Source organism: Agrobacterium sp. ST15.13.015, assembly GCF_027871645.1.
Classification (GTDB): Bacteria; Pseudomonadota; Alphaproteobacteria; order Rhizobiales; family Rhizobiaceae; genus Agrobacterium; species Agrobacterium leguminum.
In genome coordinates this window covers 96883-121185 of record NZ_JAQAHF010000002.1, presented here as the reverse complement: position 1 = coordinate 121185, position 24303 = coordinate 96883, and the positions used below count along the sequence as shown (strand labels likewise).

22 protein-coding genes are annotated in these 24303 nt (G+C 59.5%); 8 read left to right on the top strand and 14 right to left on the bottom strand.

Going from position 1 to position 24303, the window contains the following annotated elements; genetic code table 11:
- Positions 1–5: 5 nt before the first annotated feature.
- Together PIB16_RS03800 and PIB16_RS03795 are read right to left on the bottom strand one after the other, a co-directional pair.
- Positions 6–1946: an EAL domain-containing protein gene (locus PIB16_RS03800; RefSeq protein ID WP_271045018.1), complete on the bottom strand. Its 1941-nt coding sequence runs from the start codon at positions 1944–1946 to the stop codon at positions 6–8.
- Positions 1947–2052: 106 nt separating this feature from the next.
- Entirely contained in the window at positions 2053–3240 is a 1188-nt protein-coding gene (locus tag PIB16_RS03795; protein ID WP_125145883.1) for a GGDEF domain-containing protein, read from the bottom strand.
- Between the two features lie 327 nt (positions 3241–3567).
- Here PIB16_RS03795 and PIB16_RS03790 point away from each other — a divergent pair, with 327 nt between their 5' ends.
- A complete protein-coding gene (locus tag PIB16_RS03790; protein WP_125145882.1) occupies positions 3568–4494 on the top strand; it encodes a Gfo/Idh/MocA family protein in 927 nt (308 codons plus the stop codon).
- 31 nt (positions 4495–4525) lie between these two features.
- Here the strand turns inward: PIB16_RS03790 and PIB16_RS03785 are convergent, their stop codons facing one another.
- From PIB16_RS03785 to PIB16_RS03775, 3 genes are all read right to left on the bottom strand, one after another.
- Complete coding sequence (locus PIB16_RS03785) at positions 4526–5554, bottom strand: sensor domain-containing diguanylate cyclase (RefSeq protein WP_125145925.1); 1029 nt, start codon at positions 5552–5554, stop codon at positions 4526–4528.
- 205 nt (positions 5555–5759) lie between these two features.
- Complete coding sequence (locus PIB16_RS03780) at positions 5760–6209, bottom strand: DNA polymerase III subunit chi (protein WP_003520745.1); 450 nt, start codon at positions 6207–6209, stop codon at positions 5760–5762.
- A 25-nt stretch (positions 6210–6234) separates the two neighbouring features.
- Entirely contained in the window at positions 6235–7728 is a 1494-nt protein-coding gene (locus PIB16_RS03775; RefSeq protein WP_059753150.1) for a leucyl aminopeptidase, read from the bottom strand.
- A gap of 298 nt (positions 7729–8026) precedes the next feature.
- Here PIB16_RS03775 and PIB16_RS03770 point away from each other — a divergent pair, with 298 nt between their 5' ends.
- The 7 genes from PIB16_RS03770 to PIB16_RS03740 all read left to right on the top strand — a co-directional run bounded on the left by PIB16_RS03770 (position 8027) and on the right by PIB16_RS03740 (position 16510).
- Positions 8027–9196, top strand: coding sequence for an LptF/LptG family permease (locus PIB16_RS03770; protein ID WP_078054092.1), 1170 nt, complete (start codon positions 8027–8029; stop codon positions 9194–9196).
- Positions 9193–10281 carry an LPS export ABC transporter permease LptG gene (gene lptG / locus PIB16_RS03765; protein WP_078054093.1) on the top strand — a complete coding sequence of 363 codons (1089 nt, stop codon included), beginning with the start codon at positions 9193–9195 and terminating at the stop codon, positions 10279–10281. The genes PIB16_RS03770 and lptG overlap by 4 nt, the downstream gene beginning before the upstream one ends.
- On the top strand, positions 10281–12662 hold the full coding sequence (locus PIB16_RS03760) for an LPS-assembly protein LptD (RefSeq protein WP_271045017.1): 2382 nt from the start codon (positions 10281–10283) through the stop codon (positions 12660–12662). The genes lptG and PIB16_RS03760 overlap by 1 nt, the downstream gene beginning before the upstream one ends.
- Positions 12663–12959: 297 nt before the next feature.
- On the top strand, positions 12960–13907 hold the full coding sequence (locus PIB16_RS03755) for a SurA N-terminal domain-containing protein (RefSeq protein ID WP_003520739.1): 948 nt from the start codon (positions 12960–12962) through the stop codon (positions 13905–13907).
- Positions 13908–13933: 26 nt separating this feature from the next.
- Positions 13934–14956 (top strand): 4-hydroxythreonine-4-phosphate dehydrogenase PdxA, encoded by a 1023-nt coding sequence (gene pdxA, locus PIB16_RS03750; RefSeq protein WP_271045016.1) that lies wholly within the window; start codon positions 13934–13936, stop codon positions 14954–14956.
- The gene (gene rsmA / locus PIB16_RS03745) at positions 14956–15786 is read left to right on the top strand and encodes a 16S rRNA (adenine(1518)-N(6)/adenine(1519)-N(6))-dimethyltransferase RsmA (protein ID WP_174044174.1); all 831 of its coding nucleotides are present in this window, start codon (positions 14956–14958) and stop codon (positions 15784–15786) included. The genes pdxA and rsmA overlap by 1 nt, the downstream gene beginning before the upstream one ends.
- A 73-nt stretch (positions 15787–15859) precedes the next feature.
- Positions 15860–16510 carry an alpha/beta hydrolase gene (locus tag PIB16_RS03740; protein ID WP_271045015.1) on the top strand — a complete coding sequence of 217 codons (651 nt, stop codon included), beginning with the start codon at positions 15860–15862 and terminating at the stop codon, positions 16508–16510.
- 32 nt (positions 16511–16542) lie between these two features.
- On the opposite strand, the gene vapC is transcribed toward PIB16_RS03740, so the two are convergent.
- From vapC to fabD, 9 genes are all read right to left on the bottom strand, one after another.
- Positions 16543–16941 carry a type II toxin-antitoxin system tRNA(fMet)-specific endonuclease VapC gene (gene vapC / locus PIB16_RS03735; protein ID WP_020810687.1) on the bottom strand — a complete coding sequence of 133 codons (399 nt, stop codon included), beginning with the start codon at positions 16939–16941 and terminating at the stop codon, positions 16543–16545.
- A complete protein-coding gene (gene vapB / locus PIB16_RS03730) occupies positions 16941–17174 on the bottom strand; it encodes a type II toxin-antitoxin system VapB family antitoxin (protein WP_031233980.1) in 234 nt (77 codons plus the stop codon). Before vapB ends, vapC begins: the two co-directional genes overlap by 1 nt.
- Positions 17175–17267: 93 nt before the next feature.
- Positions 17268–17930, bottom strand: coding sequence for a guanylate kinase (gene gmk / locus PIB16_RS03725; RefSeq protein ID WP_080817281.1), 663 nt, complete (start codon positions 17928–17930; stop codon positions 17268–17270).
- Positions 17931–17935: 5 nt separating this feature from the next.
- Positions 17936–18823 carry a YicC/YloC family endoribonuclease gene (locus PIB16_RS03720; RefSeq protein ID WP_271045014.1) on the bottom strand — a complete coding sequence of 296 codons (888 nt, stop codon included), beginning with the start codon at positions 18821–18823 and terminating at the stop codon, positions 17936–17938.
- A 68-nt stretch (positions 18824–18891) separates the two neighbouring features.
- The gene (gene mltG / locus PIB16_RS03715) at positions 18892–20112 is read right to left on the bottom strand and encodes an endolytic transglycosylase MltG (RefSeq protein WP_271045013.1); all 1221 of its coding nucleotides are present in this window, start codon (positions 20110–20112) and stop codon (positions 18892–18894) included.
- 329 nt (positions 20113–20441) lie between these two features.
- Positions 20442–21704 (bottom strand): beta-ketoacyl-ACP synthase II, encoded by a 1263-nt coding sequence (gene fabF, locus PIB16_RS03710; RefSeq protein ID WP_003520727.1) that lies wholly within the window; start codon positions 21702–21704, stop codon positions 20442–20444.
- Positions 21705–21952: 248 nt separating this feature from the next.
- On the bottom strand, positions 21953–22189 hold the full coding sequence (locus PIB16_RS03705) for an acyl carrier protein (protein WP_003502080.1): 237 nt from the start codon (positions 22187–22189) through the stop codon (positions 21953–21955).
- 349 nt (positions 22190–22538) lie between these two features.
- Positions 22539–23276, bottom strand: a complete 738-nt coding sequence (gene fabG, locus PIB16_RS03700; RefSeq protein WP_003520726.1) for a 3-oxoacyl-[acyl-carrier-protein] reductase — start codon at positions 23274–23276, stop codon at positions 22539–22541.
- Between the two features lie 82 nt (positions 23277–23358).
- Positions 23359–24303 carry an ACP S-malonyltransferase gene (gene fabD / locus PIB16_RS03695; RefSeq protein ID WP_271045012.1) on the bottom strand — a complete coding sequence of 315 codons (945 nt, stop codon included), beginning with the start codon at positions 24301–24303 and terminating at the stop codon, positions 23359–23361.

Genomic DNA, 24303 nt, shown 5'->3' with positions numbered 1-24303 from the left:
ATGTTCTAGGCGCATGCCCTGCGCGGTTGCAGGCGGTCGAGCGGTACGGCGGGGGAATAAAGATAACCCTGCCCGAAGCGAATGCCCATCTGCATGAGGAGCCGGCTCTGTTCCTCGGTTTCTATGCCTTCCGTCACCAGCTTTGCGCCGTAACGCTCCGCACTCTCGAAGGCGAGCGCAATAGCCTCCCTGAACCGCGACTGGTCGAGCCTCGATGTCATCCAGTGATCGATCTTGACCTCTTCGAACGGGAACCGCGCCAGCAACGTGAGGGCGGCATAACCGGTGCCGAAATCATCGAGCGCCAGCCGGACGCCTTCGGCAATCAGCGTATCGAAATTCTGCTGTACGACATCGGTGGTCGGTATCCTGCTCATCTCCGTCACTTCGATTGAGAGGCGATGCGCCGGCACCGCCATTTCGTGCAGCAGCGCCACGACCCGGTCTGCGAAATGCGCGCTCGCGAAGGACGAAGCGGAAATATTCACCGCCAGATGAAAATCCGCCTCGAGGCCGTGCAGGTCGCGAAGATCGCGCGCGACGGCCTCGATCGTCGACCATTCGAATTCCACCAGCAGCCGATGGCGTTCGGCGATTTCCAGCACATAATAAGGCGAAAGCGCCTGCCCCCGCGCGTCGACCGCGCGCAGGAGCGCTTCGGCGCCGATCATGCGGCGATTGCGCATTTCGAATTTCGGCTGATAACAAATGGGCGGCGTGCCGGATTTGATCCAGTTGACCAGCATCTGCCGCACCGCCTCGTCCAGTGTCGCTTTCTCGGCAAAGGAGAAGGGGAAAATCTGCACCGGATGATCGCTGCCTTTAAGCGCCAGGCTGAGGTGCCTGAGGAAGGAGGCGACGTTCCGTTGCGAAAGCTTGTCCAGATTTGCCGCGCCGATTTTGAGATGCGGGACCGGCCCTGCCTCCGCCGAGCGACAAAACGTGCTCAAACCCTCATGCAGACGCATTATGAGTTTCGTACTTTCGGACTTTTCAAGCGAAATCCCCTGCATGACGACTGCGAGTGTCGTATCGCCGAACATGAAGCTACAGGGCGCATTGGTGTCGCAAAGGACGCCGTAGTCCCCGTTGCAGATCTCCCGCGCCAGCCGGGGCCAGAAAAGATCGCTCCAGTCTTCTCCCTCGCAGGCGGCGACATCGGCTATATTGACGATCTCGATCAGAACAAGGGCGTGCGGAACCGCCGGTTCCTGCCGCATGACTTTTTCCATATGGTCCTTAAGCGCCCGCCTGTTGGGCAGACCAGTCAACGAATCCGTTCCTGCTGCCTCCTCTCGTTTCCTTGCCTCTTCCCGGGCCCGCGCTTCGCTGCGCAAGAGGATGAACAGGCAGACGATCATCGGCAAACCAATGGAGGCGGCGCCTATTGTCCGGCGACCGAGTGCGCTTACGAACAGTGCGTGATCGATCAGACCCAGCGCGAACGAAATTGTGATGGCCAGAAGTGCGGTCATGAATCTGGCCGCACAGACGATGAGAATATCCCGATTCCCGATATCGGCGAGGCGCCGGTTGCGCATCCAGCCATACATGGCGACGCCGCAGGCCGAAATGACGACCATGTCCTGCAAGGCCGCAAGAAACAGCGCGGGACCGCCAAAGACATATCGCCCGACCGCCACGAAAACCAGGGTGATCAGCCCGCCCTGCCATGAGCCCAGCACCCCGGCAAGAAACAGCAATTCCGTGCGGATATAGGGTTTGGAGGGAAGTTTGATGAATTCGGAAACCAGCATCGCGAGCAGAAACCCTGCCATGCCGAACACGATGCCATAATAGATCTTATAGCGGGGATCCTCGAGGGCGATGTTTCGCCGGAGGAGAATCAGCACGGACACCATGCCGACAACGGCTGCCGCCTGAAGCAGGAGGAAGGGAAGTTCGGCAGCGGATGCTGCCGCTTGTGCGGCGATCAATTCCATCATCTGCATTACCTGTCGTCATGTGTTGCGGCACCGGAATTCCGGTTCATGGACTTCACAACTCCCGCTCCATGCAGGACTTATCAAACATCGCCCAGCCTTGAGCCGCCTATGCCGACATTGCGGCTTCGGCGTCATAAGGTCCTGTTGGCCCGGCAATCGCTTCCGTAGGGCCGGAGGCCAGCACCAGCCGGTCTCTTCCCTGGCGCTTGGCCTCGTAAAGCGCGGTATCGGCCCGGTTGACCATGTCGTAGATAACTTCCCCGCCGTCACCGGAGACTGCGATCCCGAGGCTGACGGTGACGATTTCCCGCCCGTCGGGGCGGTTAAGATGGGGTATTGCCTCGTCGATCACAGCCAATCTCAGTCTTTCCCCTATCGCCAGTGCAGCGGAAGTGACGCAATCGTCGAGCAGGACGACGAATTCCTCGCCCCCGTAACGCGCGACGAAACTTCTGTCGCCATCGTCCCTGCGCAGGGCGCTGCGAAGACGTCCGGCGATCCTGCGCAGGCAGTCATCGCCGGCAATATGGCCTTCGGAATCATTATAGTTTTTGAAATAGTCGACATCGAGAAGGATGAGAGCCCGCGGCCTGCCGCTGCCGGCAGAAGCCTCGCTCGCCGCCTCGTCGAAGCTGCGGCGATTGCGGATACCGGTGAGCTGATCGGTATTGGAGAGCTGCTGAAGTTCCCGGTTTGCGCTTTGAATTTGTTGCAACAACATTTTTTCGCGCAGCGACGCCAGATAATCACGCCGCTCCACCTGCTCGATACGATAGGCCGCAAACAGCGAAACCGCGCTGATGCCAACGGAACACATGATCGCGGGCAACTTGGCGACCTCGCTCGTCACCGTGACATACCGCATGCCGACAATGAATACCACCATGCACCCGACCGTACCCATGACCGCGAGGGGAAACGGTTTGCGATGGATCGTATTCATGTAAATGACGACGGTGACGATACCGATGTAATATTCGCTCGCGGATGACGTCCGAGCATTGGCATAGATGAACATGATCGATGCGACGACCAACATGCAGCCCAGCCCGTGAAGCACCTCATGGGCGACCGCATCCGGCCGCAGCCCGATCGCATAATATCGCACCGGAAAATAAAGAAATAAAATCGGCGTTACAATAATCAGGCGGACGACCAGATCAAGCCAGATGATCTCGGGCACCAGACTGAGATCCACCAATATGTAGAGATTGTAGAGGACGACGCCGAAAATCAGCCCATATGTATTGAATTGGTGGTTGCTTTCGTTGACTTTCTGAACGAAGCCAGACAATCGGTCAGATTTAAACAAAACCACCACAATCCGATCTTTGAAATAACTATATTAGAATAAATAAATTATATTAATACCAAGATATACATCAAAATCCGCATTTCAACAGCCGAAAAAAGGAAAAATTCCAATAAAAATGCAATATTAATTTATATATTTCAGGTCGCGTGGAAATGCGAAGTCACTGTCGGATACTGTCGAGACGTCGCGCTTTCTGGAAAGACCATTCGCGCCGAAACGATCGCCTTGCTCCTTCGGGCGTTTCTGCTAAAAACCTGTAAAAATCACACTTTATCTCAGACAGCACTCACACACGGGTTCCACTTCATGTCAGCCACCAAGCTTGCCATCGTCGGCGTCGGCAAAATCGTTCGCGACCAGCATCTTCCCGCCATTGCAGGCAATCCGGATTTTGAATTGATCTGCACCGCAAGCCGCCACGGCACCGTGGACGGCGTCGCTTCCTATGGCACCATCGAGGCCATGCTGGAGGCCGTGCCTGCTATCGACGCGGTATCGCTGTGCATGCCGCCGCAATATCGTTACGAGGCGGCTTACGCGGCACTGAATGCCGGCAAGCACGTTTTCCTCGAAAAGCCGCCGGGCGCCACCCTTTCGGAGGTGCAGGATCTCGTCCGGCTGGCGGATTCGAAGGGCCTTTCGCTCTTTGCAAGCTGGCATTCGCGTTATGCCCCGGCGGTCGAGGCTGCGAAGGCGTTTCTGGCTTCCACCAAAATCGAGAGCGTGCATGTCATCTGGAAAGAAGATGTGCGCCACTGGCACCCGAACCAGGCCTGGATCTGGCAGGCTGGCGGTCTTGGCGTGTTCGATCCCGGCATCAATGCGCTTTCGATCATCACCCATATCCTGCCGCGCGCGCTGTTCCTGACCAAGGCGACGCTTGAGTTCCCGGAAAACCGCGACGCCCCGATCGCCGCCGACCTGCATTTTTCCGATGTGGCGAAAACGCCCGTCCATGCCGAATTCGACTGGCGCCAGACCGGCAAACAGAGCTGGGATATCGTTGCCGAGACGGCAGCGGGACGGATGGTGCTTTCGGAAGGCGGCGCAAAGCTTGCCATCAATGGCGAAGAAAAACTCTCACAGCCGGAGCGGGAATATCCTGCCCTTTACGAGCGTTTCTCGGAAATCATCAAGGCTGGCCGTTCCGATGTCGATCTCGCGCCGCTGACCCACGTAGCCGACGCCTTCCTGCTCGGCCGCCACAAATTCGTGGATTCTTTCTACGACTGAGAAGCCGAAACGCTTCCCGAAGGACAATGCCTCAAAGGGCGCGGCTGACGAAACGGTCGCGCCCTGATTTTTTGGCCTGATACAACGCTTCGTCGACGCTGGATAGCAGCGTTGCCCGGTCGGCACCCGCCTGCGGAGCAAGCGCGCCGCCGATGCTAAGACGGGCGTCCACCTCCTGCCCGTCCACGTCGAAGGGGTTTCGGAAAGCGGCCAGAAGCCGGTCCGCCATTCCGCTCATGACATCTGGGCTGCGGGGTCGCGGTATAAAAATCGCGAATTCATCGCCGCCCATGCGCACGACGATATCCTCCTTGCGGATTGCCTTGCGGATACGTCCGGCGGCAGCGGTCAGAACGCGGTCACCGGCAGGATGGCCGAACGTGTCGTTGATGGTCTTGAAACCGTCCAGATCAAGATAGAGCACACCGAAGGCCTCGTTTGCGCGCAGGGCCGCGCCGAGCTGGCCGTCGACAATCGCCTCCAGCGCCTTACGATTGTAAAACCCGGTCAGCGGATCGGTCATCGCCGCATCGCGCAATTCGCGTTCGGCCAGACTCATGGTGAAATTGGCTTTCTGAAGCCGCAGCAATGCAGCCGCCAGCAACGCGAAATGTCTGAGATTTTCGATTTCGATGCGGGAAAAATTTCTCGGCACCGTATCGACCAGGCAAAAGGCGCCAACAACAAGACCAGGCTCAAGTTCGATCGGCGCACCCGCATAGGAACGCAGCTCCGGCCCCTCTTTCACATAGGGCATGAAGCGGAAATGCGGATGCTCGGTGAGATCGGGAATCACCACCACATCCTGCTTGGCGATGACGCGGTTGCAGATCGACAGATCGCGCGGGCATTCCGACAGCTGCATTCCCGCCTGCTCGGCGATATGAAGCCAATCCTCATCGATAATACTGACCGCCGCACGCGCCACGCCAAAAACCCCCTGCCCCAGTTGCGACAGCACTCTCAGCTCCGGCATCTCGGCATTCTTGAAAGACATGATCGACCGCACCGCGACCAGGCGCTCGGTTTCTCCCTCCGGTCGCGATATCGCCTGTCCCATACTCATGTCCTTCTGCTGTTGCGTCACAGGAAGCCGCCCGAGGCAGAGCAGGTCAAACCAGCCGCCTCGCTCGAAGCGAAAGCCCATTCCCGCAGGATTCCTTCGAGCGCATAATGCAAAAACCCGCAATTGACGCCACGTGCGAATTTTTGCCGGTCTGTTTGCGTATGGAACCAATCGTCGGGATGCACAATCGGGGGTGCGATCAGGCCTTCTTCTGCCAGCGGCCTTCAGGTGACTGCTGCCAGTAGGTCAGGGAATGTCCCTCTGTTTTCAGTCTTTTCCAGTGATTCCGCGCCATTTCGAGCTGGTAGGCATCGTATCCGTCGAACATGAACACGATACGTTCATAGGCCTCAACCGCCGGCGGCTCGGCGCCATCGACGAGAAAGCGGACACTTGCCGCGTTGGCGTTCTCGTCGGACGCCGTCAGGAGAATCGGCTGGTTTTGCGGTGCGGGCGAAGTATCGGTGGCGTGCGGCAGGAAACTGTCGTCACGAAAGGTCCACAGGTGCGTATCGAGGAAATCACGGCGCTCTTCGCCCACCGTCTGGATCGCGACTTTCCAGCCGCGTTCCAGCGATTTCTCAAGCAAGGGCGGCAACGCATCCTCCAGCTTCGATTCCGTCAGATGGTAAAACAGAATTTCAGTCATCCGCAGACGTGCCGCTCCGCTCGTTTCAATCTTCGTAATGGGCGCGAACGAGTTCGTTCAGCAGCCGGACGCCGTAGCCCGATCCCCAGGACTGGTTGATCTCGGTCAGCGGCGAACCCATGGCGGTGCCGGCAATATCGAGATGCGCCCAGGAGGTTTCGCCCACGAAACGCTTGAGGAACTGCGCAGCGGTGACGGAACCCGCCAGACGGCCCGAGCTGTTCTTCATGTCGGCGAATTTGGAATCGATGATCTTGTCGTAATCCTTGCCGAGCGGCATGCGCCACAGTTTTTCTGCCGTCACATCGCCCGCCTGCGTGAGGCGCGCTGCAAGCTCGTCGTCATTGGAGAAAAGACCGGCCTGAAGATTGCCGAGCGCCACCGTGATCGCGCCCGTCAGCGTGGCAAGGTTCACCATGAATTTCGGGTTGAAGCGATCCTTGGTGTACCAGAGCGCGTCGGCCAGAACCAGCCGGCCTTCGGCATCGGTGTTGATGATCTCGATGGTCTGGCCGGACATGGAGGTGACGATATCGCCTGGACGCTGGGCATTGCCGTCAGGCATGTTTTCCACGAGGCCGATGACGCCGATCACATTTGCCTTGGCCTTGCGGGCGGCCAGCGCATGCATCAGGCCGGTCACGGCCGCCGCCCCGCCCATGTCGCCCTTCATATCCTCCATATTGAGGCCGGGCTTCAGCGAAATGCCGCCGGTATCGAAAACGACACCCTTGCCGACGAAGGCAATCGGCTCATCCTTCTTGTTGCCGCCGTTCCACTGCATCACCGCAAGTCTGGGCGGGCGCGCCGATCCCTGCGCCACACCGAGAAGCGCATTCATGCCGAGCTTCTTCAGCTCCTTCTCGCCGAGGACTTCCACCTCGACGCCGAGCTTGCGCAGTTCCTCCGCCTTCTCGGCAAATTCGACGGGGCCGAGAGCGTTCGGCGGCAGGTTGACGAGATCGCGCGCCAGGGTAACACCGCCCGCAACGGCCTCGGAGACGGCAAAAGCCTTTTCCGCTTCCTGATGGGCGGCCGTGACGATGACGATCTCCACCTTCTTCGGCGTCTTCTCTTCGTCGGACTTTTTCTTGGTCTTGTAAGCATCGAAGCTATAGGCGCGCAGCAGCAGGCCAAGCGCGAAATCCGCAGCCGCTTGCGCACCGACCTCTACGCCCGGCGCATCGAGATAGATGACGACCCTGTCCGCCTTCTTGAAACTGGCGGCGGCGGTGCCGCCGGCGCGCAGCCAGTCATGGGCGACCAGTTTCGAGGGCTTGCCGAGGCCGATGACGAGCAGCCTGTCAGCGGCGGAACCCTGCGGCGCGATCACGTCGAGCGTCGTCATGGATTTTGCGGAAAAGCCCGAAATCTTCGCCGCCCTTTCGATCACACCGCCCGGATCGGCCTCGGAGGCGCCGGCGACGGCCTGCGCCTCACCCGAGGCCTGCAGCACAACGGCGAGCGCGTTTTCAAGCGCGGCGGAATTGGCGAAAGAAATATCGAATTTGGCGGACATGTTTTCCTGCTCTTCTTCTATGACTTGCACGATGCGCATGATCATGGCCTTTTCGGCCCCGGGCGCAACCCCGCATTCTTTAAAGGCCTACAGTCGTTAAAGGAAAGGCATTTTTGTGGAATGCGAAGTCGCGTCATGAAACCGACAGCTTGTTCCACAAAAAGACACAGGCGATGGAAAAATCATCGCGCAAAACATATTTGTGAGCACGCCGGAATAGCCAATTGCAAATGATGCGATTAGATAGGCGGAAACTCGGCGAGCGATCGCACGGAAAAACAATGTCGAACAGGGCCGTATGAAGCTTCTCGAGAACTATATCCTGCGGCGGACAACGCAGATGTTTCTGGTCGCGCTGCTGCCGGTGCTGGCCATCATCTGGACCATCCAGGTTCTCCAGAGAATCAATCTCGTCACCGATACCGGCCAGTCGATGGGTTCCTTCATGGCGCTCGCGACGATGATCCTGCCGACGCTGATCCCGGTCGTCCTGCCTTTCGCGCTGGTGATCGGCATCACCCAGATCTTCACCACGATGAACAACGATTCCGAGCTTGCCATCATCGATGCGGCCGGATCGCCCCGTTCGATCATGTATCGCCCGGTTCTCATTCTGGCCGCCATTCTGAGCGCGCTTTCCTTCACCATCACCAATTTCATCGAGCCGCCCGCCCGCAGCTCCGCCCGGCAGATGGTGGCCGCCGCATATGCCGACCTTCTGTCCTCGGTGATTGAAGAAAAGACTTTCCGCACCATTCAGGACGGTCTTTACGTGCAGATCGCCCAGCGGCAGGGCCGTATCCTCAAGGGCCTGTTCGTCGCCGACCGCCGCGATCCGAATTTCGACCTCATCTATTATGCCAAGGAAGGCATGATCGATGAAAGCGGCACGTCGCTGACCATGCGCGACGGCGAAGTGCAGCAGAAGACGCCGGACGGCAAGGTCTCGATCGTCAAGTTCCTGTCCTATGCCTTCGACCTTTCGACCATGTCGGAAAAGCAGGATTCCGAGCCGTCGCTCTCTCCGGGCGATGCCAGCCTCGGTTTCCTTCTCTCGCCCGACGAGAACAATGCGAGCTACAAGCGCTCGCCGGAAGCCTTCCGCAGCGAGCTGCACAAGCGCCTGTCGGACTGGATGTTCGCCTTCTCCTTCGCGCTGATTTCGCTGGTCATCGCCGCCGATGCCCGTTCGCACCGCGAAGCGCGCCTGCATCCGATGGTCGCCGCACTGGTGACGGCCTTCATGCTGCGGTGGCTTGGTTTTTACGTCACCAATCAGATCAAGCAGAGCGCGGCCTTCATTCCGCTGGTCTATGCCGTTCCGGGCCTTAGCGGCGGGGCCGCCGCCTTCATTCTGCTGACCGGTCGCAAGCCGAAAATGCCGAAAATCATCGCCGATGCGATGGGTCGTCTGCGCCGTCTCTTCTCCAGCCGGATGGCGAAAAGCTCTGGGAGCGGCAACGCATGATTTTCAACACGCTCTCCCGGTATTTCCTGAAGCGATATCTGATCACCGCCATCTGGTTCCTGCTCGGTGTATCCTCGATCATTTACCTCGCCGACTTCAGCGAAACGGCACGGCGCATGTCCGGCCTGCCCGGCTATTCCGTTCCGGCCGCCCTTGGCCTGACGGCGCTTCGCCTGCCGCTGATCCTGCAACAGACTGTGCCCTTCATCGCGCTTTTCGTCGGCATGACAACGCTGATCTCGCTCAACCGGCGTTACGAACTGGTGGTGACGCGCGCCGCCGGCATTTCCGCATGGCAGTTCATCCTTCCCTTCGTGCTCGGCGCGGTTTTCATCGGCATCCTGTCGGTCACTATCCTCAACCCCATCGCGGCATGGGGCCAGAACAAGTCGCTGGCGATGGAAGCCGGTCTGCGCAACGAGGCGGGCGGCGGCCGCCAGCAGGAGATCATTCCGTGGATGCGCCAGGCAAGCGGCGGCCAGGATACGATCATCGGCGCCAAGAGCTTCGAGGACAATGGAACGCTGCTTCTCGACGTGGTTCTGATCGACATCGACAAGGACGGAAACATCGTCTCCCGTAAGGATGCGAAGTCGGCTAAATTGGAAGATGGTTACTGGCTTCTTAACGGCGTTTCGGAAACGCGCGCCGGGCATGTGCCAGTTCGGCAAGAAAGCACGCGGATCAGTACCAATCTGAGACGGGAATTCGTCCAGGAGCGCATGACGCAGACGGAAACCGTTGCTTTCTTTGACCTTTCTCACAAGATCGAAGTTGCAAAGTCCTTTGGACTATCTTCGAAGGCGCTTGAGACGCAGTATCATTTCCTGCTATCGACGCCCCTGCTTCTGGTCGCGATGACCTTGATCGCCGCGACCGTTTCATTAAAGTTCAGCCGCTTCGCCCAATCGCGCTCCGTGATTCTGGGTGGAATCGTTTCCGGCTTCGTGCTTTATGTAGTAACCGTGCTCGTAAGGGCATTCGGGAGTGGTGGCGTTGTCCCTCCCACCGTCGCGGTCTGGGTTCCAGTCATCGTGGCGTTGGCTTTGGGGGCAACCATTCTGCTTCATCAGGAGGACGGCTAGTGGCGGTATATGACCGCGGGAATATCAGGCGGCTTTGGACGGCCCTTCTGACAGGTGCCGCTGTGTGCGCGTATTTGGCATCCAGCCCGGTCGCTATCGGCCAGGATGGTTTGCTTGCGTCGGCAAGCCAAGACGATTCGAAACTCCTGCTTACAGCAAATGAACTGACCTATAATCGCGATTCCCAGCGTGTGATCGCGAAGGGCGTGGTTCGCATGAAATATTCGGGCTACCGCATGGTGGCCCAGCAAGTGGAATATAACCAGCAGACCGGCCGTGTGATCGCCCATGGCAACATCGAGCTGATCGAGCCGGGCGGCAACAAAATCTATGCCGACGAGATGGACGTGACCGACGATTTCGGTCAGGGCTTCGTCAATGCGCTGCGCGTCGAGACCACGGACAATACCCGTATTGCCGGTGAAAGCGCCGAGCGTCTCGAAGGCGACCTGATGGTGCTCAACAACGGTGTCTACACCGCGTGTCTGCCCTGCGCCGAGCAGCCCGAAAAGGCGCCGCTGTGGCAGGTCAAGGCCGAGCGCGTCGTTCAGGACGGCAAGACCCATACGGTGCGCTTGGAAAAGGCCCGCCTGCAGCTTTTCGGCCATTCGATCGCCTATCTGCCGTTCCTCACGGTTCCGGACAATACGGTGAAGCGTAAATCCGGCTTCCTGTTCCCGCAGATGAGCATTACCGACAACCTCGGTTTCGGTATCGGCGTCCCCTATTTCCACGTTCTGTCCGACACCTCGGACGTGACCGTCACGCCGACCTATTACACGACGCAGGGTCTGCTGCTGCAGGCGGAACTGCGCCAGCGCTTCGAAACCGGCATGCACACGGTCACGATCGCGGGCATCAGCCAGCAGAAGTCCGAAACCTTTACGGCCGGCACCAGCGACGCCCTCAACGACAATCGCGGCATGATCGCAAGCAAGGGTGATTTCTCGATCAACCCGCGCTGGGCGTTCGGCTGGGATGCCATGGTGCAGACCGACAATAACTTTTCGCGCACCTATGGGCTGAAGGGTTATAAAAACGACGTTCAGACCAACCAGATTTATCTGAACGGTGCGAGCGAGCGTAACAGCTTCGAAGCCCGCGGTTATTATTTCAACGTTCAGGATACGGACAATACCGAAGCCAAGGAACGCAAACAGGCAATCGTCCACCCGGTTGTCGACTATCGTTATTTCGTGCCGGATCCGGTTTATGGCGGCGAACTTTCGCTGACCACCAACCTGACGAGCATCACGCGCCTGCGGCAGGATGCTTACGCGCTCGGCGGTTATCCGCGTTTCAGCGGGCTTGAGGGTGACTATACGCGCCTTTCCACCGAAGCCGAGTGGAAGCGCACCTTCACGATGGACAGCGGCCTGCAGATCACGCCGATCCTTGCCGCGCGCGGCGACGCGCTCTGGACGGACATGTCTCCTGCGGCCTTCACCTCGGGCGGGACCTCCTATGCCTATGAGGGCATGATGCATGACGGCGCGGCTTTCCGCGGCATGGTCACCGGTGGTCTGGAAGTGCGTTATCCCTGGCTGTTCACGGCGCTCAACAGCAGCCACGTGATTGAGCCAATCGCACAGATTTTCGTGCGCCCGAACGAACAATATGCCGGCCGCCTTCCGAACGAGGATGCACAGGCATTCGTCTTCGACGCGACCAACCTGTTCGAACGCGACAAATTCTCCGGTTTCGACCGGATCGAGGGCGGCACGCGCGCCAATATCGGCTTCCGCTATAACGGTACGTTCGACAATGGCTACGGCGTTCGCGCCATTGCCGGCCAGTCCTTCCATCTGGCGGGCGACAATTCCTTCGCCTCCTACGATCTCGTCAATGCAGGCGCCAATTCGGGCCTCGAATCCGACCGTTCGGATTACGTCGCCATGGCCGCTTTCGATGCGCCGATCGGACTTTCGCTGTCGTCGAGCCTGCGTCTCGACAAGGACGATTTCGACATCAACCGCTCGGAAACCGGCATCAGCTATTCGGACCGTCGCCTTACCGGCAAGCTCAGCTATACGCAGGTCAAGGCGCAGCCGAAATACGGCTATAACGAAGACCGCGATATCATCCAGGCGTCCGGTTCGCTGCGCATGGACGACAACTGGTCGCTGTTCGGTTCGATCAATTACGATCTCAACGGGAAGTTTGCCGCCGAACGCCGCATCGGCATTGCCTATCAGGATGAGTGCACGATCCTGACGGTCAGCTATTCCGATGAAGGCAATATCAATTCCAGCCGTCAGGCCGCCAATGACTGGTCGATCAACGCCCGTCTGGCCTTCCGTACGCTCGGCGATATCAGTGTCGGCTCGGCCAATGAGGACTGGAACGACATGGATATTGGCTGGAAGCCAAACAACTACTGAGTTTAGAGGCAGGTTACGCAGCATCGTGACCTGCCTTTTTACCATTTGGCCAGTAAAGCCACGGTTTCGCCGCAACAACACGCCAATGTCGGCCGCGCATGGAACCTATCGGGTTTTCTTTCAACAAACCGACACATTGCCGTCTTGCGGATCGCGATGATATATACGTGGCAAATTCGCGGTGCGGATGCACAGTTGCAGGTCTGAAAAGCGGGACAATTCAATATTCCCCTCATCAGGCAAAACAGATTGGCGGGTCAGGGCAACAGGACCCTGCCCGACGAAAGGGAGAAGGATATGATGAATTTCGGAAAGACGGCTTTGCGTGGCGCTGCTTTCGCCTTTGCGATATTCGCCGTTCCCATGGCCGTTGTGCCCTATGCCGGCCAGGCCTTCGCCGATAGCACCGTCAAGATCGTCGTCAACAAGACCCCCATCACCAATGACGATATTGCCAAGCGCGTCGCCTTCCTCAAGCTGCAGCGCCAGTCCGGCAATCTCAACGAAAAGGCGCGTGAGCAGCTTGTCGACGAAGCGCTGAAGCGCGAGGAAATCGGCCGCGTTAAGATGTCGGTCAGCACCGACGATGTCGATGCGGCCTTCGCACGCTTTGCCGGCAACAACAAGATGACCCCGCAGCAATTGACGAAGGTGCTTGCGCAGGCGGGCGTTGGAGCCGACCATTTCAAGGCCTTCATCGCCGTTCAGATGAGCTGGCCGCGCCTTGTCAACGCCCGTTATGGCGCACGCGGCAAGATGTCGACGCAGGATCTCGTTACCCGACTGAAGGAACGCGGCGACAAGCCCGTCACCACGGAATATTTCCTGCAGCAGGTCATCTTCGTCATCCCGGAATCGAAACGCAACGCCATTACCGGCAAGCGCAAGGCCGAGGCTGAGGCCTCGCGCAAGCGTTATCCCGGCTGCGACCAGGCCATGAGCTTCGCCGCGACCATGCGTGATGTGGCGATCAAGGACCTTGGCCGCATTCTGGCGCCGGAGCTGCCGGAAGACTGGAAGGCGCTGGTGGAGAAGACCAAGGAAGGCGGCACCACCGGCACCCGCGTCACCGAAAAGGGCGTCGAATATCTGGCCATTTGCAAGCAGCGCCAGGTTTCCGACGACTATGCGGCGGAAATGGTGTTCAAGTCCGAAGACCTGATGAAGGCCAAGGACGGCGAAAACCCGAACGAAAAGAAATATATGGATGAGCTGCGCAAGAAGGCGCAGATCGTCAACACCTGATATTGATACGAGAGCCGGGTCTTTCCGTGACATATGCATCCCTGCCGCTTGCCCTGACACAGGGAGATCCAGCCGGTATCGGCCCCGACATCGCCATCACCGGCTGGGCTAAGCGCCGGGAGAACGGCGTGCCGCCCTTCATCTTCATCGGCGATCCCGATGTGGTGGCGAGCCGCGCGGCGCTGATCGGCGTGCCGGTCAATATCGAGACCTGCGATGCGGAAAGCGCCGTCGGCCTGTTCGAACAGGCTTTCCCCATCCTCCCCCTTCCTGTCGGCTTCGAAGTGCAGGCGGGTCAGCCGCATGTCGGAGCGGCGCACGCGACGATCAAGGCCATCGAGACCGCCGTTTCCCTCACGGTCGAGGGCAAGGCTGCGGCCGTCGTCACCAATCCGATCGCGAAATCGGTGCTATACGAGGCGGGTTTCGGCTTCCCCGGCCATACGGAGTTTCTCGCCGATCTTGCCCTGCGCCAGACCGGCGAGCACATCATCCCGGTGATGATGATTGCCGGCCCCAAGGTCCGTGTCGTCCCGGTGACGATCCATATCCCCGTGAAAGACGTGCCGGCCGCTCTCACCGAAGAGTTGATCGTCACGACCTGCCGGATCATCGATGCCGATCTCCGACAGAAATTCGGCATCGAGGCGCCGCGTCTGGCGGTTGCCGGCCTCAACCCGCATGCGGGTGAAGATGGCGCACTCGGCACCGAGGATCGTGATATCGTTCACCCGGCGACCATGCGGTTGCGGAAGGACGGGATCGATGCCTTCGGCCCCCTGCCCGCCGACACCATGTTCCACGATGCCGCCCGCAAGCGATATGACGTGGCGGTGTGCATGTATCACGATCAGGCGCTCATTCCCGCCAAGGCGCTCGGCTTTGACGATTCCGTCAATGTCACGCTCGGCCTGCCCTTCATCCGCACCTCGCCCGACCATGGCACCGCCTTCGGCATTGCCGGCCAGGGCATAGCCAATGAGGCGAGCCTCGTGGCTGCGCTGAAGATGGCGGCGGAGATTTCCCTCCGCAGCCGGGCCAACGCATAATGGCGGCCATCGACGGACTGCCGCCGCTGCGCGATGTTATCCAGCGCCACGGGCTCGACGCAAAGAAATCGCTCGGCCAGAACTTCCTGTTCGACCTCAACCTCACCCAGAAGATCGCAAGGACGGCAGGGCCGCTAGACGGCGTGACGGTGATAGAGGTCGGCCCCGGTCCCGGGGGCCTCACCCGCGCCATTCTGTCGCTCGGGGCAAAAAAGGTCATCGCCGTCGAACGCGACAGCCGCTGCCTGCCGGCGCTGGCGGAAATCGAAGCGCATTATCCCGGACGGCTCGAAGTCATCGAGGGCGACGCCCTCAAGACCGATTTCGAGGCTCTGGTTCCCGCCGGCGAACCGGTGCGCATCATCGCCAACCTGCCCTACAATGTCGGCACGCAATTGCTGGTCAACTGGCTGCTGCCGAAACAATGGCCGCCCTTCTGGCTCTCCATGACGCTGATGTTCCAGAAGGAAGTCGGCCAGCGCATCGTGGCCGAAGAAGGCGACAACCATTATGGCCGTCTGGGGGTTCTCGCCGGCTGGCGAACGGTTTCCGAAATGGCCTTCGACGTTCCGCCACAGGCCTTCAGCCCGCCGCCGAAAGTAACCTCCACCGTTGTGCACCTGCTGCCAAAGGACAAGCCGCTGCCCTGCGATGTCGCCAAGCTTGAAAAGGTGACGGAAGCCGCCTTCGGCCAGCGCCGCAAGATGCTGCGCCAGAGCGTGAAAAGCCTTGGCGGCGAAACGCTTCTGGAAAGAGCGGGGATCGACCCCACACGGCGAGCGGAAACGCTGTCGGTGGAGGAATTCGTCACTTTGGCGAACTGCCTGTAAATCCGTCGTGTAATGTGCCATTCCAAGCAGCGGGACACGGGTTCGTGGAGACTGCGAATAAAGGAACAAGCGCGTGGAGAGTGCCGGTTTTCATTACAAGCTCGACATTCCCGCTAAAACGCCCGACTGCGCGGTTGTCTTGCTGCATGGATCGGGGCGAACGGAAGACGACCTCATTTCTTTTGGCCGTTCCGTCTTTCCTAACGGTGTCTTATACGCGCCGAGAGGCGCCGTTCCCTGGGAAAATGGCTTCGCGTTTTTCCGCCGAAAGCCCGACAGAAAGCTTGATATTGACGATCTGAAACATCGAGCGACCAGCCTCTGCCAGTTCATAGACTTTGTATTTCATGAGACCGGGCAGAGACCCCTTCTCGTTGGATATTCGAACGGCGCGATCATAGCGACTGAAACCATATGCCTGAATCGGAATTTGTCGAGGGGAGCCATTCTGCTTCGCCCGCTTTCTCCAAGAACGGATCAGGCTCTCCCAAACCTCTCAGGATACCCCATACTCCTGCTCGCCGGCGCCTACGACGAAAGGCGTCACCCCACCGACGCGCCGCATTTGGCCAACCAACTGGCATCGGCCGGTGCGGATGTTGTTCTGCAGACAGTTGAGACGGGCCACGGCTGGGCTGAAGACGCCGCAGACGAGCGGCTATCTCGCCAATGGGCGGCAAGTGAACCTATCGCCCAGAGAACAGCAGCCTCTCCCATCGGTTAGCCAAACGTTTTGGAACAGGGCGAGGCCGAGGACTAAACCCAGTTTTCAACTCGCAAACCGGGCATCCGGACAAACTCGCGCATATTATTGGTTACGACGATCAGCCCCTCGCTACGCGCATGACCACCAATCTGCATATCATGAACGCCGCACGGGGTTCCAGCCTTGGCAAGTTCGGCCCTGATCTGGCCGTAATGTGCGGCGCCTTTGTCGGCGAAAGGCAGAACGTCCAAACGCGCGGTAAAATTTTCAATGGCGTTGATGTTTTCCTGACGCCGGACTGATTTTTCAGCACCATAATAAAGCTCGCCAAGTGTGATGCTCGAAATACACAGTTGATCTGCCAGGGCGTTGAATTTCTCCCGTAGCTCCGGAGGATAAGTCTTCATCACATAGATACATATATTGGTATCGAGCATATATGTGAGCATCAGAAGGGCTCGCGCTCATCCAATGCAGGCTCTTCGCGAACGGAAAGAAAATCATCCGTTGCGCGTGGTCCGGTCAGAAAGAGATCGTCCCAGCGCTTTCCCTGCGGCACTATAACACGCGCGAGACCGATTTTCAGAACATCGACCTTATGCACGTCATCAGGAAAAGCCACGGCCTTCGGTAGCCTTACAGCTTGACTGCGATTGCTTATAAAAACCGTTGACGTAGCCATTGTCAGAGCCTCGTATATCCTGCTGGGATATACATAACGCCTAACCGCTTCGATTTCAAGATTTTGGGGCCGGTCGCCAGACGCTGCCTTCCATCAGAGCTTCGGCTCTTCCTCGAGCAACGCCCGCACGAAATCGAACATGCCGTGGCGGCGGTCGCGGCGGACGCGTTCGGCCTTCACGATTGCTTCGACGGCCTCGAAGGCGGCCTGGAGGTCGTCATTGAGGATGACATAGTCATAGTCGCGCCAGTGCTCGATCTCGGCACGGGAATTGAGGAGCCGGGTCTTGATGACCTCTTCGGTGTCTTCGGCGCGGCGATGCAGGCGCGATTGAAGTTCGGTCATGGTCGGCGGCAGGATGAAGATCGAAACGACGTCCGCCTTCATCTTGTCCTGAAGCTGCTCGGCGCCCTGCCAGTCGATATCGAACAGCATGTCGCGGCCAGCAGCCATGGCGTCTTCCACCGGCCCACGCGGCGTGCCGTAAAAATTGCCGTGAACCTCTGCCCATTCCAGCAGCGCATCGCTATCCCGCAGGCGCTCGAATTCACGCGTGGAAATGAAATGGTAGTGGATGCCGTCAATCTCGCTCTGGCGGCGCGGGCGCGTCGTGACGCTGACGGACAGGCCGATATTCTTGTCCTTGTCGAGCAGGTTGCGCGCAATCGTCGATTTGCCCGCGCCCGATGGCGAAGAAATCACCAGCATCAACCCTCTGCGGGCAATCGTGACGGGAGAATTATTCACCGGGACCATGGGGTCTACTCCAGATTTTGGACCTGCTCGCGGAACTGGTCGATCACCACTTTCAGCTCTATGCCTGCTGCGGTTACCGCACTGGCGTTCGATTTGGAACAGATTGTATTCGACTCGCGGTTAAATTCCTGTGCAAGAAAATCGAGCTTGCGTCCTACCGGCCCGCCATTGGCCAAAAGCTCCCGCGACGCATGAACATGGGCGTGCAGCCGGTCGATCTCTTCGCGCAGATCCGCCTTGGTGGCGAGCAGCGCCGCCTCGGCATGCAGCCGGTCTCGGTCGAGACCATGCAAGCCGTCGCCGATGAGGGCGATCTGTTGGGCGAGCCGTGCCGCGATCTGTTCCGGCTGGCGGGAAGGATCGTTTTCAATGATGTCCGCAAGCTGCTCGATCCGGTTGATATGACCGGACAGGATGGAAAACAGCGACGCCCCTTCCCGTTCGCGCATATCCTTCAGCTTCTCGACGGCGGCGGCGAAGCCGGCAAGAACATCGCCGTTGCGTGCGGCCTGCGCCTCCGCGTCATCTTCCGCCTCGCGAAAATCGACGAGCCCGCGCAGCGTAAGCAGCGTGTCGAAGCTCAGCGGCTTGTCTTCCACGACGTCGCCAAGCTCCTTCTTCAGCGCCAGAACCGCCGCCAGAGCATCGCGGTTGATCACCGCCTCCAGCCGGTTTTCCGCAATCGCCAGCGTCAGCCCCGCCTGGATATTGCCGCGGGAAAGATGCTCGCCCGCGATTTCGCGCAGGGCCGTTTCCAGCGCTTCAAGACCGGTCGGCAGACGCAGGCGCACATCGAGCCCCTTGCCGTTCACCGAGCGCAATTCCCACGCCCAGCGGTAACGGCCGGAGGTTCCTTCGCTGCGTGCGAAGCCGGTCATCGATTGCAATGTCATATCTGGAAGCCCCCCGTCATGCTGTGCAAAACCGGGCCCGTGCGGATCGCAGGGCCCGGTCAGGATTTTCAATTGTTGGCCGGCTTTTCCGCCTCGGCCCCGCCCGGCTGGCCATCCACGACAACCTCGGGATTGGCGCCGGAGGCCGCCTTTTCGGCCTCTATCTTGCGCCAGCGGCGCACATTGGCGTTATGCTCTTCAAGCGTCTTCGCAAACACATGGCCGCCGGTGCCATCGGCAACGAAATAAAGGTCATCCGTGCGCCATGGATTGGCCACGGCCTCAAGCGCCGCCCGGCCCGGATTGGCGATGGGCGACGGCGGCAGGCCCTTGATGACATAGGTGTTGAACGGTGTCTGCTTCTGCAGGTCCGACTGATAGATCGGGCGGTCCGACGGTTTGCCATCGCCACCGAACAGGCCGTAGATGATCGTCGGGTCAGATTGCAGGCGCATGCCCTTCTTCAGACGGTTGTAGAACACCGAAGCGACATGGGCGCGCTCATCATCCTTGCCGGTTTCCTTCTCGACAATCGAGGCGAGCGTCACGAATTCATCGATGGTCTTGATCGGAAGGTCCGGATCGCGCCGTTCCCAGATCATATTGATCAGCTTGTCCTGCGCCGCGCTCATCTGGTTGATGATTTCTTCGCGCTTGGTGCCGCGGGTGAAACGGTAGGTATCGGGGCGCAGGCTTCCTTCCGGCGGCAGGGCCGAGGGCAATTCGCCATCCAGCACTTCATCCGCCCCAAGGCGCGCGAACATCTGCTTCACGGTCAGGCCTTCCGGCAGCGACACGGAATAAAGGATCGACTTGCCGGACTCCAGCAGCATCATGATGTCCTTCATCGATGCGCCGGCCTTGATCTCATATTCGCCGGCCTTCAGCGTCTGGTCCTTTTGCAGGTAGCTGCCGGTCATCAGGCGGAAGACACGGGCGTTGGAGATGACCTCGTTACGCTCGAGATTATTGGCGATCTCGATAATACCGGCGCCGTTGCGCACCGTGAAATGCGTGTTCGTCTGAAGCGGACCGGGCTCCTGAAACGCATCGATCATGTAATAGAAAGCGGCAATGGCCAGCACACAGACGGCAACCGCGAGCGTCATCAGAAAATTCAGAAAGATCACAAGCTGGCCATGGGCCTTGCGGGAGCGCTTGGGCGGAGCCGGCACTTTTTCCGGCCGCAGGGCTTCCGTCGGGGATTTCGGAATGATCGGGCCACGATTGCCTTCGCCCGCGCCGTTCTGTCCGTATTGTCCCTGGCTGTTCTGGTTCGTGTCGCTCACCGTCGGTCCTTTTCAGTTCGGCGTTGTCAGCGCTTTTTGCGCAGGTAATGCGGCAAAAACAGGTTCGGAATGTCTTCCTGCACCACATAGAGATATCGTGAAGCCTTGCTATTCCACTTCACGAACATCGTTTCGGACAAAGCCGATGGAGGAAGCAGCCTGCGGCCGGAAATTACCCCGAACCGGCAAACGCTTCCCATAAACGACTACAATATCGGCGCGAAAACCGGAATGGCTTTCGCAAGCCGCAATGCGTTCTTCAAAGGAAAGAACGTCCTTTGTCAGCACCCGGTGGGAGGGCGCCAGCGGCGGTAGAGCCGCCGCCGCAATTATGCTTCGTAACGACGCAGCACGAGGGAGGCGTTGGTGCCGCCGAAGCCGAAGGAGTTCGAGAGCGCCACATCGACCTGCCGCTTGCGCGCCTTGTGCGGCACGAGATCGATCTTCGTCTCGACATCGGGATTGTCGAGGTTCAGCGTCGGCGGAACGATGTTATCGCGGATCGCAAGCGTCGCGAAGATCGCCTCGATAGCGCCCGCCGCACCGAGAAGATGGCCGGTGGCCGACTTGGTGGAAGACATGGAAATCTTCGAGGCCGATTCGCCGACAAGCCGCTCGACTGCGCCAAGCTCGATCGTATCGGCCATGGTAGAGGTGCCATGGGCGTTGATGTAGTCGATATCGTCAGGCGTGAGACCTGCACGCTTCAGCGCCATCGACATGCAGCGATAGGCGCCTTCACCGTCCTCGGACGGTGCCGTGATGTGATAGGCATCGCCCGAAAGGCCGTAACCGACGACTTCCGCATAAATCTTCGCACCGCGCGCCTTGGCATGTTCCAGCTCTTCCAGAACGACGATGCCCGCACCTTCACCCATAACGAAACCGTCACGGTCGCGGTCATAGGGACGCGAGGCCTTTTCCGGATTGTCATTGTGCTGGGTGGAGAGCGCCTTGCAGGCGGCGAAGCCGGCAAGCGCGATGCGGCAGACCGGCGATTCGGCGCCACCGGCGACCATGACGTCGGCATCGCCGAGCGCGATCAGACGGGCGGCGTCGCCAATGGCGTGCGCGCCGGTCGAGCAGGCCGTCACCACCGCATGGTTCGGTCCGCGCAGCTTGTGGCGGATGGAAACTTGGCCGGATACGAGGTTGATCAGGCGGCCGGGAATGAAGAATGGAGAAATGCGCCGAGGGCCCTTGTCGCGCAGGGTATAGCCCGCCTCGACAATGCCCTCAAGGCCGCCGATGCCGGAGCCGATCAGCACGCCGGTGGCGATCTGGTCCTCGTCCGTTTCCGGATGCCAGTCCGCGTCGGCAAGCGCCATGTCGGCGGCAGCCATGCCGTACAGGATGAAAGGATCGATCTTGCGCTGTTCCTTGGGTTCCATCCAGTCGTCGGCATTGAAGGTGCCGTTGGAACCATCGCCCACGGGAATACGGCAGGCGATCTTTGCCGGAAGGTCTTCGACTTCGAATTCAGTCACGAGACGGGCGCCGTTCTGGCCGGCCAGCAGCCGCTCCCAGGTCACTTCCGTCCCACATCCAAGAGGAGATACCATGCCGGTACCGGTGATAACGACACGCCTCATCGCCAATGCTCCGCCCTTATCCAAATCATCGGTCTTCATGCAACGCCGGACATCAGGAGATGTTCATCGGATGCTGCAGTATTTCAAATCTCAGCATGACGGTTGTGGAAGCCGTTTCCGGCCCGTGACCTCATGCATTGCCCGGAACACGCACCGTCAGGGGCATGTTACAGTCTGCCTATAAAACATTGGCCCGGACGAGCCGGGCCAAGGACGGGAGGATATTGCACCTCCCCCATCAAGGTCGATCAGGCCTGGGCCTTCTCGATGAACTTTACGGCGTCGCCGACGGTCAGGATCGAGTCAGCTGCGTCGTCGGGGATTTCAACGCCGAATTCTTCTTCGAAAGCCATGACCAGTTCAACGGTGTCGAGCGAATCAGCGCCCAGATCGTCAATGAAGCTGGCGCCTTCGACAACCTTGTCGGCGTCAACGCCAAGATGATCAATTACAATTTTCTTTACGCGTTCTGCGATATCGCTCATGTCGGTTTCCTCGACCTTTATTTTGAAGGGAATGCCTTGCGGCACCCTGCCCTGTTAGAAGCCCTCATGCGCCGTTCAAATCCGGCACCGCTGGCAAACCCGTTCAACCCGGTCCAAGCTAGACATCGTCACGCAAAATCGCAACGGCTTCCTGTCTCTCCGGGACGACTGTTCACAGTCTTGGCCCGCTTAACATGGTTTCAATCGGTCGAAAAGCCTGAAAACGCGCTAAGCACAGCGTATGACAGGCAATTTCGCCGAAAACCAGCCGGCGGGGCCTTGCGGCGCCAGCTACCCAAGAAGGTGCTTAAACAGCGCCGCAATCCTTTTATGACGGTCACAAGTGCCGTCAGATCATCGCCATGCCGCCGTTGACGTGCAGGGTCTGGCCGGTCATGTAGCCCGCCTCGTTGGAGGCGAGGTAAAGAACGGCCGAGGCGACCTCAGCACCGGTTCCCATGCGTTTCATGGGAATGGCGCCCATGATGGCGTCTTTCTGCTTGTCGTTCAGCTTGCCGGTCATCGCGCTTTCGATAAAGCCCGGAGCCACGCAGTTGACGGTGACGTTGCGGGTGGCGATTTCCTGGGCCAACGACTTCGAAAAACCGATCATGCCGGCCTTGGAGGCGCAGTAGTTGGCCTGACCGGGATTGCCGGTAACGCCGACGATGGAGGTGATGTTGATGATGCGGCCGAAACGGCGGCGCATCATCGGATGCGTCAGCTCGCGCGTCAGGCGGAACATCGCCGTCAGGTTCACTTCGATGACGTTGTCCCAGTCCTCGTCGCTCATGCGCACGAAGAGGCCGTCCTTGGTGATACCGGCATTGTTGACGAGGATATCGACGCCTTCCAGTTCGGCTTCGGCCTTTTCGCCGAGCGCCTTTACTTCGGCGCGGTCGGCAAGGTTGGCCGGGAAAATCTTGACGCGCTCGCCAAGTTCCGCCGCCAGCGCTTCGAGCTTTTCAACGCGGGTACCGTGCAGGCCCACAGTTGCGCCCTGGCTGTGCAAAAGGCGGGCGATTTCTTCGCCGATGCCGCCGGTCGCGCCGGTTACGAGAGCCTTGCGGCCTGTCAGATCAAACATGTCCTATTCCTTCTTTAGAGCTTCGGACTGAAAATGTTCAGCGCAGTTGCGCGCGATGAATGCGGCAGCCGGAGTATCCGTCTCAGCCGATGAGGGTGGCAAGAAGCTGGTCGATATCGGCAGCGCCGTTGACGGCAACGCCGTTCACCGTCTTGTCGATGCGGCGGGCAAGGCCCGTCAGTACCTTGCCGGAGCCGATCTCGTAAAGCTGCGTGACATTGTTGGCGGCGAACCATTCCACCGTCTCGCGCCAGCGCACCTGACCCGTCACCTGCTCGACCAGCAGGGCGGCGATCTCATCGGCATCGGAAACGGGGGCGGCGCGCACATTGGCGATGACCGGCACGACCGGGTTGTGCTTTTCGACGGCCGCCAGCGCCTCGCGCATGGCTTCCGCCGCCGGCGCCATCAGCGCGGAGTGGAAGGGTGCGGAAACCGGCAGCATGATGGCGCGCTTGGCGCCCTTTTCGGAAGCGATCGCCGCAGCCTTTTCGACGGCGGCCTTGCCGCCGGAGATGACGAGCTGACCGCCGCCATTGTCATTGGCGATCTGGCAGATGCCGAGGATGCCGGCTTCCTCGCAGATAGCGGACACCGCATCATCCTCAAGCCCGATGATCGCCGCCATGGCGCCCTCGCCCACCGGCACGGCGGCCTGCATGGCGTTGCCGCGGATGCGCAGAAGGCGGGCGGTATCGGCAACAGAGAAGGTGCCTGCGGCACAGAGCGCCGAATATTCGCCGAGCGAGTGGCCCGCGACATAAGAAACCGTATCGGACAGTTTGAAGCCGCGCGCTTCGAGAACCCGCATGACCGCCATGGACACCGCCATAAGCGCCGGCTGCGCGTTGGCGGTCAGCGTCAGCGTCTCTTCCGGGCCGTTCCACATGATATCGGAAAGCTTCTGGTCGAGCGCCTCGTCGACTTCCTGAAACACGGCGCGCGCTTCCGGATAGGTATCCGCCAGCTCCTTGCCCATGCCGACGGCCTGGCTTCCCTGTCCGGGAAATGTGAATGCAATACCCAT